The organism is Persicobacter sp. CCB-QB2, assembly GCF_001274635.1.
Taxonomy (GTDB): domain Bacteria; phylum Bacteroidota; class Bacteroidia; order Cytophagales; family Cyclobacteriaceae; genus Persicobacter; species Persicobacter diffluens.
Map to the genome: position 1 here is coordinate 692,328 of NZ_LBGV01000001.1, position 16,477 is coordinate 708,804.

A 16,477-nucleotide genomic window follows, 5' to 3' on the forward strand; every position below is an offset into this window, starting at 1 on the left:
GGATCTGGAATGGGTATAATTATTTAAAGTCCGATCTCCATTCTTTGTTAACAGCTTTGAATAAATTATAGCTTGTTGGCCATATTCCTGTTTTTAGCTAATTTGCGGTCATAATTAGAAATCATGCAATTAGTAGTAAAAGCAGATAGTTGGGATGCATTAATGCGTCGATCAGTGGAGATTTTGAAGCCTTTCTCGGCCTGTAGGGTATTTAAGCTGACCATGGATTTATTCCATGCAGAGGAGTGTTTTGTAGATGCTTTGGATGATTACCGTTTCATGGAAATTGTAGAGCATATGTTCAGCGGTCAGACGGTCATGCATTGGAATACGCATCCGAAATCCGGTTTGGAAAAAAACTTTGAGATCAGATTTAGGTTTAGGGCCAAAGGAATAACGCAATATCATCCCAAGTACAAAGAGACATTGTTGACCGAGGGATAGTCAATGAAGATACCCGATGAAAAGTAATCGCCAAAAAAAAGGCCCGAAGGTTAACCTTCGGGCCTTTTTAATTGTGCCTTTAAATATTATTCAGCAGCCGGAGTATTAATCATCGCCTCAACAGAAGCCATCAATTGCTTTGCGTTTGAGTTGTTAGGATCAATTTCCAAAGCTTTCTCTAACAATGGAACCGCCTTTTTCGCTTCTTCTTTTGCCTGCTCGATTTTCGCTGGATCAGCTTGCATGGTGTTGGCTTTCTTTACGATAGCAGCACCTTCCTTGTAATACTTGCTAGACAAGGTTTTGGTCATCGTCTTACTTTTTGGGCAAGACTCCAATCCTTTTTCACAAGCGGCAAACATCTCTTCATTTTTCTTCGCTTTTTTCAAGGAAGCCACTTTCAAGTCCCAAGAGTTACACGCTTTGTAGTTGTTCTCAATGGCCTGATCGAAAAATGGTACTGCCTCTGCATACTGCTTATTTTTGTAGCAGGAGTAACCAGCATTGAAATAAACCGTAGCATCTACCTCTTCCGGCATTACTTCAATTGCCTTTTTATAGTTATCCAAAGCAGTAGTATAGTCCTTAGCGGCCATTGCTTTGTTACCTTCATTTTTCAATTCTGCAAAATCCTGCGCATTAGCAGTAAATGCCATTGCCATGGCACAAACGATTGCTAAAAAAGTTCTTTTCATAGTGATTTTAACTAATTATCTGTGAAATCCATCCTAAATATATGGAGAGCTTACCGAAAGCTCCAAATATTCAATTTCATTTATGCGTTAAAAATGGTTAAATGAGTTAAAAAAACATCAAACGTCCATTCTTTTAAATAGAATCATTATCTTCGAAGTTTTTCTCGTCAATGAGGGTGCCGTACTTGTCGTAATATCTCCATTTTCCGCTAGGCTTATCCTCTCTATATTTCCCGTTGCTGGAAACCCGACCATTTTTATGAAAATAAAGCCAGAGCCCTTCCTTTTTGCCATTCACAAATTCACCTTCTGCTTTTACCTTCCCGTTTGGGAAAAATAATTTGCTTTTGCCCTGCTTCAAGCCATTCTCATAGTATTCCTCGATGGTTTTCTTTCCATCCTCATCGTATGTGATCAGGCTTCCGGTGCCCTCTTTGAAGGAGCCTTTATTCAAAATTTTCCCTTTAGGGGAAATAGGGTCTGTAACGGATTGAAGTCGACCATTGGAGAAGGTGAGCTCTTGTTGTAATTTCCCGTTGGGGTAGAAATAGCCCCAAAGGCCTTCTTCTTTGTTATTTTTGTAAGTGCCCAGATAGGCCAGTTGTTTATTTTCATGATAATAGAACCACTGTCCTCCTTTTTCACCAAAAACAAAATGGCCTTCCGAACGGAGAGATCCATTTTCATAAAAGGTTTTCCAAAGGCCACTTTTCTCATCGTCTTTGTATTCCCCTACTTCAGAGTTTTGTCCGTTTTCATGGAAAAATTCCCAGGTGCCTGTTTTTAAACCTTCTTCATACTTTCCCCGGGCACTCATGAGTTTGTTCTCATAGTACTCCGCATAATCTCCATGTTCTAAGCCATCTTTGAATTGAATGTTCTTATAGAGGTTGCCATTGGGGTAGAAAATCAATGCCCGGCCTTGAACCGTGTCCCGCTGATAATTGAATTCAGATTCTTTTCGACCATTTTCAAAATAGGTGATCTGAATGCCTTCAATCAATCCGTTGACAAAGGTTTCTTCTTTATATTTTGCTAAGGAATAAGGGTAGGAATACTTCCATGTGCCGGTTTCTTTTCCTTTGATGAACTGCCCTTTAGTAATAACATTGCCCATGTCATCATATTCTAAAAATTCGCCATCCTGCAGGCTTCCCTTGTATTGTGTTTTTGTTTTGATATTTCCCCAGGCGTTGTAAGTTATCACGGCACCCTCCACTTCTCCATTCACATAGGTGATGGTTTGTGCCTTTCTGCCAGATTCAGAAAAGTTGGTCCATTCACCATTTTTCAAGCCACTATTATAGGAACCGGATTGCTTAATGTTTCCGTTTTCATAATACAAATTATAAAGGCCGGAGAGTTTATCGTTGGTGTAAACGGCTTCAGAGAAAATTTTCCCACTGGCATAAATCTTCCTCTCTGCTCCATTTTTCATTCCGGATTTATAAGTGGATTTGGCATATAATCGGCCATTATCGGTGTACTGATTCCAAACACCTTCCTTTTGCCCGTTTTTGTAAATTCCGGCTATAAGGGAATCTCCTTTGTCTGAAATAAAGTACCAAACCCCTTCCGGTTTACCTTCTGCATTGTTTTGCCCAACGAGTCTGGCTTCTTCCTGAGCCAGGCAAATAGAGGGGATGAAAAATGTAAAGGTCAGAATAATAGAATAATACAATCGCATGAACGTCATGGGGTAAAAAAACCAAAAACTAAGATGTTCCAATGACTTAAAATTAACATTTTCGACTGGAAATTGAATAGAAATGATGGCTTTTCCTGAGGCATAAAAAAAGCCAGCCTCTTAAGAAGCTGACTTTTGAGTGGTATTGTTTATTGTTTAGCCTTTTTTAGGTGCTCCCGCCAGAATTTCTGCGGAGCAACCTGCGGTATATTTCTCGAAGTTTTTGTTGAACAAGTCCACTAACTTGTTGCATTCTTCCTGATATTTAATGGCATCAGTCCAGGTAGCGCGTGGGTTTAAAACCTCTGGTGCTACTCCTTCGCAAGCAGTTGGGAATTCAAAGCCAAATTCTTCATGCTGCTCAAAGCGAACGTTGTCAAGTTTGCCTTCCAAGGCAGCAGTAATCATAGCACGGGTCTCTCTGAGCTTCATGCGAGAGCCGGATCCGTTTAAGCCTGTGTTGATCATCCAGACGTTGACCTCCTGCTCATCCATTTTTTTACCCAACAACTCTGCGTATTTGGCAGGGTGTAGAGGGAGGAAAGCAGCGCCAAAGCATGCGGAGAATGTTGGGGTTGGCTCTGTGATGCCCATCTCTGTGCCGGCAACCTTTGAAGTGTATCCTGAAATAAAATGGAACATCGCCTGTCCTTTCGATAATCGTGAAATTGGGGGATTACCCCAAAGGCATCAAAGGTCAGGAAGAAAATATTTTTAGGGATTGCACCAATGGAGGGCACTTTGGCATTATCAATAAAATGCAAAGGATAGGAAACGCGAATATTTTCGGTGACCTCTGTATTTTCATAATCAATTTTGCGGGATCTGTCAAAGAATCGGGTGTTCTCTTCGATCGCGCCGAAGCGAATTGCTCTCCAGATATCCGGCTCTTTTTCTTCTGATAAATCTACGGATTTGGCGTAGCATCCTCCTTCAAAGTTAAAGACGGTATTTTCGGTCCAGCCATGTTCGTCATCGCCTATTAAAGCACGATTTGGGTCTGCGGATAGGGTGGTTTTACCGGTGCCGGACAAACCAAAGAAGATGGCCACATCCCCATCTTTACCTTCGTTTGCAGAGCAGTGCATGGACAGTACATCGTGATCGTGTGGTAGAACATAGTTCAAAACCGAGAAGATGCCTTTCTTCATTTCTCCGGCATAGGCAGTTCCGCCGATAATTAACTCCCGGGTGGTCATGTTAACAATCGCGAAGTTTTTACCATTCATGCCTAACTCCTGGTAGTTTTCTGCTTCGAAATTCGGATTGCAGATGATAGTCCAGTTGGCCTCAAAGTTTTCTAATTCTTCTTCCGATGGACGAATAAACATATTATAGTTGAACATATGCTGCCATGCCAACGTGTTATACGAACGAACATTCAGGCGGTAATATGGATCTGCGCCGGCATACATGTCGCGCACGTAAAGGGTCTCGCCTTCGAAAGACTCGATCAAAACCTTTTTCAGATAGTCGAATTTTTCCTGAGAAATGGGTTGGTTGATTTTTCCCCACCATACAGAATCCTTGGTGTTTTCATCCTCTACTGTGTACTTGTCCTTTGGTGATCGTCCGGTGAATTTGCCGGTGTCAACCATCACTGACCCTCGGTCAGTCAAGACGCCTTCGCCTCTTGAAAGGATTTCTTCTGTACATTCAGCGGGTCCCAAGTTCCACTTTACTACAGTTGGTTTGAAGTCGTAAGCATCAAAACCATTTCGAGATTTAATACCGAATTCTTGCATAATAAAAAAAGTTAAAAAAGCGTCGTGTTTTGTTACATAATAAATGTAGTCTCGAAACTAAGTTAATTTTATGATTTAAATCAAGTTTCAAATAAAATATGCGTGATATTTTTCATTGTTAAATTTTCAAAACATGACACTTGTTTTGGGTTTATTTTAAAATAATTACATTTTACTTCAGGTTGTGTTTGGGGCTGTTTTTCGGCGGGTTTGAATGTGATAATTGTTTTGTTATTCATTTAAATTTCTATTTCTTTGTGGAAGTCCCAAGTAAGCATCTTACCTTTGATGGGCTAAGTATTACCAATTTGTAGTTATGGGTTACGGAGAAAGATTTTATTTAGGAGCAGACAGGCGCACACCGGAAATTTATTTAGAGTCTTCCACAGGCTTAATGAGATTTGTGGGGAGGTCCATACCTGAGGATGCCCGTGCCTTTTTTACCAAGGTTACGGATTGGTTAAAGGAGTATCTTGAGAATCCGGCACCCACTACCCGCGTCATTTTTCAATTGGAATATATGAATACCAGCTCAAGTAAGTGCTTCGTGGATATGCTGAAAATGCTTGAAGTGGTCCATCAAGACGCTACTGATGTGACCTTGGTTTGGTATTATGATGAGGAGGATGAGGATATGGAAGATACCGGGGAGGACTTTAAGAATATGTTTGAGTTCCCGGTGGAGTTGAGGGGGGTGGATGATTTGCTTCAAAGACCATTTGACTTGTAGTTTTAAAAAGATATAAAAGGCCCTGAATCAGGGCCTTATTTTTTAAATGCTATTTTTCTTTTCTGAATTTGGAGAGCCAGTGTTCCATTTGTTTTCCTGCGGCTTCCCGTCCTCCCAGACCGAATGATAAGGCGAATGCCACCGCGATAGCGCCTAAGGTGAGGCCGAATGCCAGGTTGACAATCTCGTCAGCGATGCCCATTTGCCTTAAGGAAATCGCGACAAAGAGTCCTATTATTCCTGCCCGGGCGATGGCGGCTAAAAATGCATTTTCTTGATTTTTGCTTAGCACTTTGTAGGCGAGTGATGCCATCCAGCTTCCAATGGCCAGAATAATAAGTCCGAAGAAAATATGACCGGAAAGAATAAGGAGGTCGCCAAGGATAATGGCTAATTGAATGAACTCCAGCTTTTCGATTGCGGTAATGATACCGGAAAAGGCGATAAAGAAAAATACAAGTTGTCCCAATAGCTTAGAGGTGGACTTCTTGTCTGAAAACCATTGGAAAATGGTGATTTTTTTGATGAGCTCATCCAGTTTTAGGTTCAGAAGTAGGCTTTCTATAATTTTTGCGATGTAACGTCCTCCGATAAGGAAAAGAGCTAAAATTAAGGCCGCTGCGATAATATTGGGGATGGCGTTAAGCAGGGTGGATAGCGCTTCGGTGGCAGGGTCCGAGATTACACTCATTTTCAAACTATCAAGCGATATGATCAGGATAGGAATAAAGACCACCAAGAAAACCACTTGTTTGATCAGTTTTGTGAAATCAAAATTGAGTGTTATGCCTAATCTGCCAGAAAGGGAATCGATGCTGCTGGAGATTAATCCGGTGGCTTCTGAAGCAATATTGGCCAATACATAGCCTGCGAAGCCAATAACGAAAGCGGCGAGTAGTCTGGGTAGGAAAATGAGGAATTCATTCAGCATCGCCTGTAGGGGTAGTAAAACGCCTCTTACGCCCATCATGTCAAGAACGAGTAGTAGAACATAAACTACCGCCAAATAGTAGATAATTTTTGAGATGCTGCTTTCTAAGTGGAAGGATTCACTTCCGGTTCTTTCGTTAATCCATTTATCCAGTTTGGCTTTGCCTAAGAGTTTACTGGTTAGGTTTTTTAATCCTTTAGCAATTAATAGTCCTACGATCAGGACGATAATGGCTCCCACTGCTGATGGAACCACGGTGCCAAAAGAGGAGAGGACAGGATCTACAAATTGGTCCAGGTAGTTTTTCATGCTCATATGGTTAGGTATGTATTCCTTCACAAAACATGAAAACTCGCGACCGCTGTTATTTTGTCTTTTATTAAGTCGGGATAAATTGTTTGGAATTGGATTTAGGAGGGTGAATGTGGTGATAAATTTGATTTTATGAGTTTGTCAAAAAACGAAATTCGTAAAAATATTACCAATTGAGCGGGGGGAGGTGTGGTTTTGCAACCGTTTGCGGAAAGTGGTTTTTTGGGTGGTTTTTAATGATTTTCAGCAGTTTTTTTGTTGATGCACTTAGTGGTCGGCTGGGGGAGGATATTGATTTTGTTATAAAATGTGGGTATTGAGTTGTGTTGTGTCAGGCGATTAATTGGGCTTTAAAGAGTACGTTTTTGCTGGTTTTAATGCGTTTGTACTCGAAGCCTTCTAGTATAAAAGCTGCCATTATTTCTCCTTTACTGATTGGTTTAGCGCTTATTTTGGTGATTTCGCCACTAATTTGGGAGATGTCAATGGGCGTGTCTGTGGGGAGGCTTTTGGTCCAATGTTGCGCAATGTGAGCTCTAAGCCAATTTACAATTGTCATATCCAAAGGATAAACGGCCTGTGTCCTATCATCAATGAAGCCTTTGCTGAATAAATTTTGGGGGAGCTTATTCATAAATCAAGTGACCTTATTCCTTATATTTAATTTTATACGGTTTTATTAATATATAGTTCTTTTTGTTGATTTTGCCTGAATCAATCAGGATCAAGTCCTTGTTTAGCTACAAGTCAGTAAAAAACAGTAGTATTTCTCTATTGTCTAGGTTAATTCAATCTGGCAGAGGAATGAGGTAAGGGTCAGCTTATCAAAATATGAGCTATCTGGATTTAGGTATTTTACTTAAAATAAGTGTTTTAGTTCGGTGGGTGGGGCTGGTGGTGATTAGTTCGAGTAGGCCTTCGTTCGGGATAGCGGTCTTGGTTATTTCAATTTTGCTACTGGAGCAAAATAATAAGGTCAGGCAAAGGTAGTCAGGTCTGTTAAGGTCTTTCCAGGGGCTGAAAACCAATTAATTTTATATTCTCATTTGGCTTCAAGATGGAAGAAGAAGGGGTATTGCGCTGTTATTAAGTTTTTTCAATAGATGCAGCGGGTGAGCGTATTGGAGGCTTGGTCGAGTTTTTGAATTTAAAATCCAGTCTATTTGATCTGGTATTCAGGGTTTTGTGTCGGGATTCTGTATTGTGTGATATGTGATTCCGGTTACTATTAGGTATAAAAAAAGGCTGACACTAATGTCAGCCTTTTATTTTTTATTTATAAAGGGTTGTCCCTAAAAATGATCTTACATCATGCCTGGCATTCCGCCGCCCATTGGAGGCATGGCAGGAGCTGCACCAGCTTCCTCAGGTTGATCAGCAACCACACATTCGGTAGTCAACAATAGAGAAGCAATTGAGGCTGCATTCTCTAGCGCCAAGCGAGTAACTTTCGTTGGGTCAATGATACCTGCTGCTACCATCGCCTCGTATTTGTCGTCGCGAGCGTTGTACCCGAAGTCACCTTCACCCTCGCGGATTTTCTGAACAACTACAGAACCTTCTCCGCCAGAGTTAGCAACGATTGTGCGTAAAGGAGCTTCAATAGCTGTGCGAACGATATTGATACCGGTTGTTTGGTCTTCATTAGCGCCTTCAACGCCATCCAATACAGAAGATGCACGGATCAAAGCGACACCACCACCAGGAACGATACCTTCCTGAACAGCAGCGCGAGTTGCGTGAAGCGCATCATCTACACGGTCTTTCTTCTCTTTCATCTCCACTTCAGTAGCAGCACCGATGTAAAGAATCGCTACACCGCCAGCCAATTTCGCTAAACGCTCTTGTAGTTTTTCTTTATCGTACTCAGAAGTAGTGTTCTCAATCTGAACCTTGATTTCGTTTACACGTGCTTTAATCGCCTCAGAGTCGCCTGCGCCGTTCACGATCACCGTGTTGTCCTTATCAATGTTCACTTTTTCAGCAGTTCCCAGCATGTCGATAGTCGCTGCATCCAATTTGAATCCACGCTCCTCAGAGATTACTGTACCACCAGTCAAAATAGCGATGTCTTCCAACATTGCTTTGCGGCGATCACCGAAACCTGGCGCTTTAACTGCGGCAATTTTCAAAGATCCACGCATTTTGTTTACTACTAGCGTAGCCAATGCCTCTCCTTCGATGTCTTCCGCAACGATTACCAATGGCTTTCCAGTCTGAACTACTGCTTCCAATACTGGCAACAATTCTTTCATGTTGCTGATTTTCTTGTCGTAGATCAGGATGTATGGGGATTCCATTTCTGCTTCCATTTTCTCTGTGTTGGTCACAAAGTATGGAGACAAATAACCGCGATCAAACTGCATACCTTCCACAGTCTTTACCTCGGTTTCAGTACCTTTTGCTTCTTCAACAGTGATCACACCGTCTTTGCCTACTTTCTCCATCGCTTCTGCAATCATTTTACCGATCTCGAAGTCGTTATTAGCAGAGATAGTACCTACCTGCGCAACCTCTTCGTTTGAAGTGATGGCCTTGGAAGTTTTCTTCAAATCTTCAATGATCAAAGCAACTGCTTTGTCAATTCCGCGCTTGATGTCCATTGGGTTAGCGCCGGCAGCTACGTTTTTGATACCTGCTTCGAAGATCGCTTGTGTCAATACAGTAGCAGTAGTCGTACCGTCACCTGCCATGTCAGCAGTTTTAGAAGCTACTTCTTTTACCAGCTGTGCTGCCATGTTTTCTACCGAATCCTCTAGCTCAATTTCTTTTGCTACGGAAACACCATCTTTGGTTACGGCTGGAGCACCGAATTTTTTGTCCAAGATTACGTTACGGCCTTTAGGACCCAAAGTAACTTTTACTGCTTCAGCGATTACTGAAACACCTTTCTTTAGTTTCTCACGTGCTTCGCCGTGGAATAAAATATCTTTAGCCATGGTTCAATGGTTTTAAATCAATCAAAAAAACAGATTAAATAATTGCGAAGATATCTGCTTCGCGCATGATCAAGTAAGTCTTACCTTCAAAGGTAATCTCTGTACCTGCGTACTTTCCATAAAGTACAGTGTCGCCAACTTTTACCGTTAATAGCTCATCTTTTTTACCTGGACCTACAGCTACGATTTTACCTTGAGAAGGCTTTTCTGTAGCGGTGTCAGGGATAATGATTCCTGATGCAGTCGTAGTCTCAGCTGCTGCAGCCTCAACTAGTACACGATCCGCAAGCGGTTGGATGTTTACGTTAGACATTGCTGTTTTTATGTTTTTAAGTTAAAATCTTTCTGCCTGATATCATCATAGAGTGTGCCAATCGAGAAAATCAGGATCTTTGTGACAAATTGGCTTAAAATGACGTCAGGCAGGTTTTTTATGGACTGTCAGGCCAGTCTTGGGCTGTCATTCTGTAGCCGAAATTTTGTCATATCTGACCATGAAACACAAAAAAGCCGCTCCAAAAATGAAGCGGCTTTTTATATCAATATCTTATTAACTTATTCTGCAGAATCAGTTGCTGGGCAGTCTCTAAGGTTTCGCCTTCGATGGTTGCATCCGATGCCTCACCACCAAGGTTTGGTAGCGTAGCGCTCTGTCCGGCTTTCTCCAGATTAGGACTGTTGAAAGTGTTTACACCTGCCCCTCTTTGTTCTTCGATAAAAAAGTTAGTGGAAAGTGTAAGGACTACAATAGCAATCGCTAGACCCCAAGTGACTTTCTCCAAAAAATCAGTAGTTTTCTTAACTCCCATAATTTGAGAGGTGCTTGATCCACCAAACTGAGAAGATAATCCTCCTCCTTTTGGGTTTTGCGCTAAGACAACCACAACCAGCAAAATTGCTGCAACGATGATCACTCCAATTAAAACAGTAAACATTTATTATTTTTGATTTTGTAGTTTTTCAATGCAATTCACAAAGTAAGCTTTTTTCTCGGGAAATTTCCAAATCAGGGCCTCGTAAATCTTTACTGCCTCTGAGAAATTCCCTTGACGCTCCATTATCTTTGCCAAATTTTCTGTGTACAGTTCTGAACTCATCTTAGTACTTTGATTGGACAAGTCCACTGCTTTGGTGCTTTCACGCTCCGCCTCCAGAGGGCGGCTAACGCTCGGACAATCCGCAATGAAACGGTCAATCAGGTCACTTTGCTCTTTGAGCAGATGCTCTCGATCTGTCATATAAGTGTTATCCACCTGCTTATTTTCTTCTTCGGTAATCGATTTCTCCTCTGCATCGGGAAAAGCCTGCTCATCATCCTGCTGATCTTCGTATTCCGTCTTTACTCGTAAATATTCTTCTAAAGAGGCGTGGATTTGCTCCGCTAAATTAGCTTCCGCTTCAATTTCGGGACTACGCGCTGCGGTAAATCCTTCCATTTTGGGCTCTGCTACTTCCGATGCGGAGGGCAAATTTAGTGTATTATTATTTTTTATTCCACTTTCTGATGATACAAAATTGTCCTCTTCTAATAATTTATGCTGTGGGATAAGATATTTCCCTGAGGTTGTTTCATCCGAAAGGGTCAAAGAGAAAAATTGCTTAAGATTTTGGGTTTCCAGCACTGATTTTAGATGTTTTCGATTAGGGGAACGCAGGGCAGCACTTGCCAGCATTTCTCTGTAATCTAACCCATCATTCTCCTTTGCAATCTTGGCCATTAAGATTTTGTATAGCGAACAATAGGGGTGTTGTTCACTTAAATCCTGCAGGTCAGTGATTTCCGACAAGGTAACCTTTTCAAGGTTAAAAAGCATGTGATGAAAAGTCGAAGGTTCCACAATTTATTGATTAGTGAAAGGAAAATATAAACGGAAAAAAAGTGCCAAGCAAGACAATTTTTAACAGATTAAATCCAATTAATTACCAGTTGGCCACAGTGGCATTAAAGATGTCCAGAATAATTTGATCTGTGATGACTGGAATTAAGTTTTGCTCTGCGAGGATCTGTCCTGTGAATTAGGATCATAATCATCAAAGAAAGAGAAAGACTTATTCTCAAAATCGAAAGTGTCATCGCTGTTATTAATGTAGTCTGCTTTTACGGTAATCGTTAAACGTTCCACTCCGGCAGCATCAGCGCCATCAATATTTTGGTTACCTCCGGACTGAGGGGCTTGTGGTGAAAATCTATAGCCGGTAATGATGCCCTCAATTTGTAAATCACCTTCTTCGTCCACTAGTGCCAGGGAGGTGTTTTGCTGAAAGTAGTCCCGGATAGCATTGGTGAAGTCCTGAGATAAGTTTGCCGGACCGGCATTCGATTCATCGTAAAAAGTACCGATGGAAATGGTTCTTACTTTGGAGTAATCGATGGAAGCTCCGGTGAAGGAGTAAAACCCACAACCGGAAAACAAAAAGGTGGAAGCGGCAATAAATAGTATATTGCCAATATATAATTTAAATTTATTCATTTACGTTGTTGCTAATTCTTTCGGGGCGTAAAAATAATCAAAAAGCTTGATATTCAGACTTTATTGGTCGATTTCGTACTGTTTGATTTTTCGGTAAAGTGTTCGTTCTGATATACCCAAATCCTGTGCCGCATACCGTCTTTTGTTGTTGTTTTTCCTTAAAGCCCTGATAATAAGGTCTTTTTCTGTTTTTTCGATGCTCAAAGACTCATCCGGCTCGGTTTCATGAGAAATGTCTTCTACGGTGGTTAAATCATAGGTGTCGATTTCGTCTTCCTCCTCAGAATAAAGCAGGGAGCTATGTTCTTCCGGCTCTACTTTGTTTGAAAAACCGGAGGTGGGCTCCGCATTGTAGTTAGAGGGGTTAGGGGATGAGGGATATCCCGTTCCCAGCATGGGCAGATTGCTGGATGTGCTGGCTGCCGGGGCGGTGGATGGTGTCGCACTACCTTTGCCTCTCATCAGCTCCATGATCATGCCTTTCATTTCGGTCATGTCTCGGCGCATTTCAAACAATACCTTGTACAGCAGGTCGCGCTCCGACATATTATCAAAGCTGGTGCGCTCGGTTTCCGGTTCATTGTTATGGCGGATCACCGATGGCAGGTTCGGAGCCTCCTTTGGAATGTATTTTTTCAGGGTTTCCGCATCAATCTTGCGGTTCATCTCCAATACGGACACCTGTTCCACCATATTTCTTAGTTGGCGGATGTTACCGGGAAAGCGGTATTTTAGCAATACTTCCTGAGCTGATGGATCCAGGGAAACCGGTGTCATATGGTATTTGTCGGAAAAATCAGCGGCAAATTTCCGGAACAAAAGCAGGCTGTCACGCCCTCTTTCTCTTAACGGAGGCACGAAGATGGGCACCGTATTCAGTCGGTAATATAAATCCTCACGGAAATCGCCTTTTTCCACTGCCTTGACCAGATTTACATTGGTGGCCGCCACTACGCGAACATTGGTTTTTTGTACTTTGGAAGAACCCACACGAATAAATTCTCCATTTTCCAATACCCTTAAAAGACGCGCCTGAGTGCCCAGTGGCATTTCTCCAATCTCATCCAGGAAAATGGTTCCGCCATCGGTTACTTCGAAATAGCCTTTACGAGCTTCGCTGGCACCTGTAAAGGAGCCTTTTTCATGTCCGAATAATTCTGAGTCGATAGTTCCCTCCGGAATGGCCCCTGTATTCACGGCGATAAATTGTCCGTGCTTCCTGGCCGAAAGGTGGTGGATGATCTTGGAAAAAGATTCCTTACCGCTACCACTTTCTCCGGTAATGAGTACGGACATATCCGTTGGGGCTACCTGCATCGCCACTTGTATGGCATGATTCAATAAATTGGAATTCCCAACAATGCCGAATCTTTGTTTGATGCTTTGAACTTCTTCTTCAGAAAATATGGACATAGTGTCTTTGGACTAGTTTTAAACGATCGATTAAAAAATGTTGGAATAAAAAAGTAAAAGGGAATGTGGCGGTAAAGCTTCATTCCCTTTTATTATACAGGTTTAAGCGTCTACCGCTTCGCCAATCAGTGTTCCCTGCGTGCAGTCGGTTACCTTGATATAGGCGTACTGACCGATCTTAAGGTCTTTTTTGTCGAAGACAATCACCTTATTGGCAGAGTTCCTTCCACTCAATTGGTTTTCGTCACGCTTGGAAACCTTATCAATCAAAACTTTATAAGTCTTTCCGATTGATTTTTTATTTCTTTCCAGAGAAGAGCGATTCTGAATGGCGATTACCTCTTCTAGTCTTCGCTTCTTCACCTCCAATGGAATGTCATCTTCATATTTTTTGTGCGCCAAAGTTCCCGGGCGCTCAGAATAGAAGAACATATAGGAGTAATCATATTGTACATACTCCATCAGGCTTAAAGTGTCCTGATGCTCTTCCTCTGTTTCGGTACAGAAACCGGTGATAAAATCAGAAGAAATTCCACATTCGTCACCGATAATGCGACGGATAGCATCTACGCGATTAATGTACCATTCGCGGTCGTAAGTACGGTTCATCATCTCCAATACGCGGCTGTTGCCGGACTGCGCCGGAAGGTGAATGTAATTACAGATGTTTTCGTGTTTGGCCATGGTGTGCAATACCTCATCCGTAATGTCTTTAGGGTGAGAGGTAGAGAAACGTACACGCAATTCCGGAGATACTTTCGCTACTAATTCCAATAAGTTGGCGAAATTCACAATGTTCTCCGCATCGGACTTGTTGATTTCCTTCTTCGTGTTGGACTCAAAATCTTCGGCCCACTTGTAGGAATCCACATTTTGTCCCAACAAGGTCACCTCACGATATCCTTTATTGAAAAGATCCTGAGCTTCTGCCACAATGGATTTTGGATCACGGCTGCGCTCACGTCCACGGGTGAAAGGTACAATACAGAAAGAACACATATTGTCACATCCACGCATAATGGAGATGAAAGCGGAGATGCCGTTGCTGTTCAAACGCACAGGCGTTACATCGGCATAAGTCTCTTCTTTTGACAAAATGGTATTAACCGCTTTTTGTCCGTCCTCTACTTTGCCCACTAATCCCGGAAGATCGCGGTAGGCATCAGGGCCAACGACCAAGTCTACAATTTTTTCCTCTTCCAAAAGTTTGGACTTCAGGCGCTCTGCCATACATCCCAATACACCTACCATGGTGTCCGGGCGTTTTTTCTTCAGGGCGTTGAAATTTGCCAGGCGCTTTCGTACGGTATCTTCCGCTTTCTCACGAATCGAACAAGTGTTCAAAAAGATAACATCCGCTGCTTTGTAATCGTCCGTAGTGTCATATCCATTTTCGGTCATGATGGAAGTGACAATCTCAGAATCAGAAAAGTTCATCTGACAGCCATAGCTCTCGATGTACATTTTTTTGGTCTTCCCCGTTTGGGAATTCTCACTAATCTTTACCCCGCAGGTTGCGTCTTTTTGAGAGACGGTTTCCTCCTGGTCAAGAATGTTTAGTTCTTTAATGATCTCGCTCATTTTTTATCTATTCATCTACCATCGAGGCTTTTACAATAAATATGCCTCAATATCCAGTAAGCAAAATTAATAAATTGATGGTAAAACTGACAGATTGTCAGATAAATTTACCCTATACTTTCTAATCTTCTATCGATCGCTGATCGGAGGAAAAGGAGCTTTCAGCGGTGCCTGAGGGGTTTAAGCCCAAAAAGCCCGACCCTATCGAGAATTAGGGTCGGGCTTTTTGTAATCATTCTAAATTACATTAGGTTTTTCTTTTTTTCTTTTTGGCCGCCGGAATAGGATATTATTGAGGATTAATCGGTATCCCGGGGAGTTGGGGTGAAGATTCAGATCTGTGGGTTCTTCTCCCACCAGGTGTTTATAGTCTTCTGGATCGTGTCCGCCATAGAAAGTCCAGAAGCCTTTTCCAAAGACACCATGCACATAGCGCGCCTCATCGATGGACTTGGTTTCCCCCATAATGACTACATCAGATTTGATGAGTTTCTTTTTATAGGCAGTGGTTTGCCCCATGAATCCTTTGATAATACGATCATGGTTTTGAGTCAGCATGGTTGGGATTGGGTCCCATTTGGCGGAAAATTCGAATAGGGAAAAATAATCATTGGATTCCGAAAGCCCTCGCTCCATTTCCTGATTGTCAATATTGGAGAATTCATACTCCATCGGGTTTCGATTGATGGAAAAATCGGTGAAGGCGAAGCAGGGGTCAAAATTCAGTTTTTGCTGCGCATGCGGATCAGCCGGATCGCCGTCATACATGGATTCGCAAATGTCAACCCCATCAGCGGAAAGAGCAATATCAAAGGTGTCAGTGGCAGAACACATGGCAAACAGGAAGCCCCCGCCGGAAACAAATTCCTGAATACGTTTTACCACTGCTAATTTCATTTCTGATACTTTGTTGAAGCCGTGTTTCCGGGCAGATTCCTCAAACTCCTTTTGTTGTTCAATGTACCATGCTTGATAACGATAGGCGCGATAGAACTTGCCATACTGACCGGTGAAGTCTTCATGATGCAAATGAAGCCAATCGTATTTCGGGAGGTCTCCGTACATGACCTCATCATCGAAAATCACCTCGTAAGGGATCTCGGCATAAGTTAAGACCAGGGTGACGGCATCATCCCAGGGTTGCTTGCTTTTTGGAGTGTAAACGGCAATCTTAGGCGGCTTCTCCAGTTTCATGACGTCGGTGTTGGTGGTGGGGGAGGCGAGTTGTTGTACAATCTGGTTGGATTGTCCATCAGAGATCACCTCATAGGAAACGCCCCGAATGACGCATTCATTCTCAAATTTCTGGCTGTATTTTACCATAAAGCTGCCCCTCGATAGTTCAGTAACCAGGAGATTTCCTGTTCCTGATCTAGGATCCAATATGCGATGCCATAGGCTTTTAGGTGATTGGTTTGCTTTTGATCCATGGGTAGTAATAAATACATGGCCCTGGCCTGCAAACTAAACAGTATTAGGAATAAAGTGAGAAGGAGACGGGAGTGTTGGTATTTCATAGTATGGAATAA

13 protein-coding genes and 2 pseudogenes are annotated in these 16,477 nt (G+C 42.2%); 2 read left to right on the plus strand and 13 right to left on the minus strand.

From position 1 onward, the window contains the following. Window positions 1-123 precede the first annotated feature (123 nt). Entirely contained in the window at window positions 124-444 is a 321-nt protein-coding gene (locus NG22_RS03210) for a hypothetical protein (protein ID WP_053404385.1), read from the plus strand. Window positions 445-530: 86 nt separating this feature from the next. Here the strand turns inward: NG22_RS03210 and NG22_RS03215 are convergent, their stop codons facing one another. The 3 genes and pseudogenes from NG22_RS03215 to pckA all read right to left on the minus strand — a co-directional run bounded on the left by NG22_RS03215 (window position 531) and on the right by pckA (window position 4,571). Beyond that, window positions 531-1,139 carry a tetratricopeptide repeat protein gene (locus NG22_RS03215; protein WP_082304970.1) on the minus strand — a complete coding sequence of 203 codons (609 nt, stop codon included), beginning with the start codon at window positions 1,137-1,139 and terminating at the stop codon, window positions 531-533. Window positions 1,140-1,272: 133 nt separating this feature from the next. Beyond that, window positions 1,273-2,868: a toxin-antitoxin system YwqK family antitoxin gene (locus tag NG22_RS03220; protein ID WP_157600840.1), complete on the minus strand. Its 1,596-nt coding sequence runs from the start codon at window positions 2,866-2,868 to the stop codon at window positions 1,273-1,275. A gap of 114 nt (window positions 2,869-2,982) precedes the next feature. After that, a pseudogene (pckA, locus tag NG22_RS03225) lies at window positions 2,983-4,571 on the minus strand (phosphoenolpyruvate carboxykinase (ATP)). A gap of 316 nt (window positions 4,572-4,887) precedes the next feature. Here pckA and NG22_RS03230 point away from each other — a divergent pair. Then, complete coding sequence (locus tag NG22_RS03230) at window positions 4,888-5,301, plus strand: DUF1987 domain-containing protein (RefSeq protein WP_053404388.1); 414 nt, start codon at window positions 4,888-4,890, stop codon at window positions 5,299-5,301. 49 nt (window positions 5,302-5,350) lie between these two features. Here the strand turns inward: NG22_RS03230 and NG22_RS03235 are convergent, their stop codons facing one another. The 10 genes and pseudogenes from NG22_RS03235 to NG22_RS03280 all read right to left on the minus strand — a co-directional run bounded on the left by NG22_RS03235 (window position 5,351) and on the right by NG22_RS03280 (window position 16,465). Then, window positions 5,351-6,541: a mechanosensitive ion channel gene (locus NG22_RS03235; protein WP_072159172.1), complete on the minus strand. Its 1,191-nt coding sequence runs from the start codon at window positions 6,539-6,541 to the stop codon at window positions 5,351-5,353. A 334-nt stretch (window positions 6,542-6,875) separates the two neighbouring features. Continuing rightward, entirely contained in the window at window positions 6,876-7,103 is a 228-nt protein-coding gene (locus NG22_RS03240; RefSeq protein WP_216597585.1) for a hypothetical protein, read from the minus strand. Window positions 7,104-7,848: 745 nt separating this feature from the next. Then, entirely contained in the window at window positions 7,849-9,483 is a 1,635-nt protein-coding gene (gene groL / locus NG22_RS03245) for a chaperonin GroEL (RefSeq protein ID WP_053404391.1), read from the minus strand. 34 nt (window positions 9,484-9,517) lie between these two features. Further along, entirely contained in the window at window positions 9,518-9,796 is a 279-nt protein-coding gene (locus tag NG22_RS03250) for a co-chaperone GroES (protein WP_053404392.1), read from the minus strand. Window positions 9,797-10,022: 226 nt separating this feature from the next. Then, window positions 10,023-10,418 (minus strand): preprotein translocase subunit SecG, encoded by a 396-nt coding sequence (secG, locus tag NG22_RS03255; protein WP_053404393.1) that lies wholly within the window; start codon window positions 10,416-10,418, stop codon window positions 10,023-10,025. 3 nt (window positions 10,419-10,421) lie between these two features. Beyond that, on the minus strand, window positions 10,422-11,297 hold the full coding sequence (locus NG22_RS03260; protein ID WP_053404394.1) for a hypothetical protein: 876 nt from the start codon (window positions 11,295-11,297) through the stop codon (window positions 10,422-10,424). Between the two features lie 168 nt (window positions 11,298-11,465). Next, window positions 11,466-11,954, minus strand: a complete 489-nt coding sequence (locus tag NG22_RS03265) for an LptE family protein (RefSeq protein ID WP_053404395.1) — start codon at window positions 11,952-11,954, stop codon at window positions 11,466-11,468. A 60-nt stretch (window positions 11,955-12,014) separates the two neighbouring features. After that, window positions 12,015-13,361: a sigma-54-dependent Fis family transcriptional regulator gene (locus NG22_RS03270; RefSeq protein ID WP_053406871.1), complete on the minus strand. Its 1,347-nt coding sequence runs from the start codon at window positions 13,359-13,361 to the stop codon at window positions 12,015-12,017. A 108-nt stretch (window positions 13,362-13,469) separates the two neighbouring features. Then, complete coding sequence (gene miaB / locus NG22_RS03275; protein ID WP_053404396.1) at window positions 13,470-14,948, minus strand: tRNA (N6-isopentenyl adenosine(37)-C2)-methylthiotransferase MiaB; 1,479 nt, start codon at window positions 14,946-14,948, stop codon at window positions 13,470-13,472. A gap of 237 nt (window positions 14,949-15,185) precedes the next feature. After that, window positions 15,186-16,465 (minus strand): annotated as a pseudogene (locus tag NG22_RS03280) (asparagine synthetase B). Window positions 16,466-16,477 lie beyond the last annotated feature (12 nt).

Excerpts from the sequence above, each read along its gene's own strand:
- NG22_RS03210 (WP_053404385.1), top strand. The coding sequence starts at position 124 with ATGCAATTAGTAGTAAAAGCAGATAGTTGGGATGCATTAATGCGTCGA.
- NG22_RS03215 (WP_082304970.1), bottom strand. The coding sequence starts at position 1,139 with ATGAAAAGAACTTTTTTAGCAATCGTTTGTGCCATGGCAATGGCATTT.
- NG22_RS03230 (WP_053404388.1), top strand. The coding sequence starts at position 4,888 with ATGGGTTACGGAGAAAGATTTTATTTAGGAGCAGACAGGCGCACACCG.
- NG22_RS03235 (WP_072159172.1), bottom strand. The coding sequence starts at position 6,541 with ATGAAAAACTACCTGGACCAATTTGTAGATCCTGTCCTCTCCTCTTTT.
- NG22_RS03240 (WP_216597585.1), bottom strand. The coding sequence starts at position 7,103 with ATGACAATTGTAAATTGGCTTAGAGCTCACATTGCGCAACATTGGACC.
- groL (WP_053404391.1), bottom strand. The coding sequence starts at position 9,483 with ATGGCTAAAGATATTTTATTCCACGGCGAAGCACGTGAGAAACTAAAG.
- NG22_RS03250 (WP_053404392.1), bottom strand. The coding sequence starts at position 9,796 with ATGTCTAACGTAAACATCCAACCGCTTGCGGATCGTGTACTAGTTGAG.
- secG (WP_053404393.1), bottom strand. The coding sequence starts at position 10,418 with ATGTTTACTGTTTTAATTGGAGTGATCATCGTTGCAGCAATTTTGCTG.
- NG22_RS03260 (WP_053404394.1), bottom strand. The coding sequence starts at position 11,297 with ATGCTTTTTAACCTTGAAAAGGTTACCTTGTCGGAAATCACTGACCTG.
- NG22_RS03265 (WP_053404395.1), bottom strand. The coding sequence starts at position 11,954 with ATGAATAAATTTAAATTATATATTGGCAATATACTATTTATTGCCGCT.
- miaB (WP_053404396.1), bottom strand. The coding sequence starts at position 14,948 with ATGAGCGAGATCATTAAAGAACTAAACATTCTTGACCAGGAGGAAACC.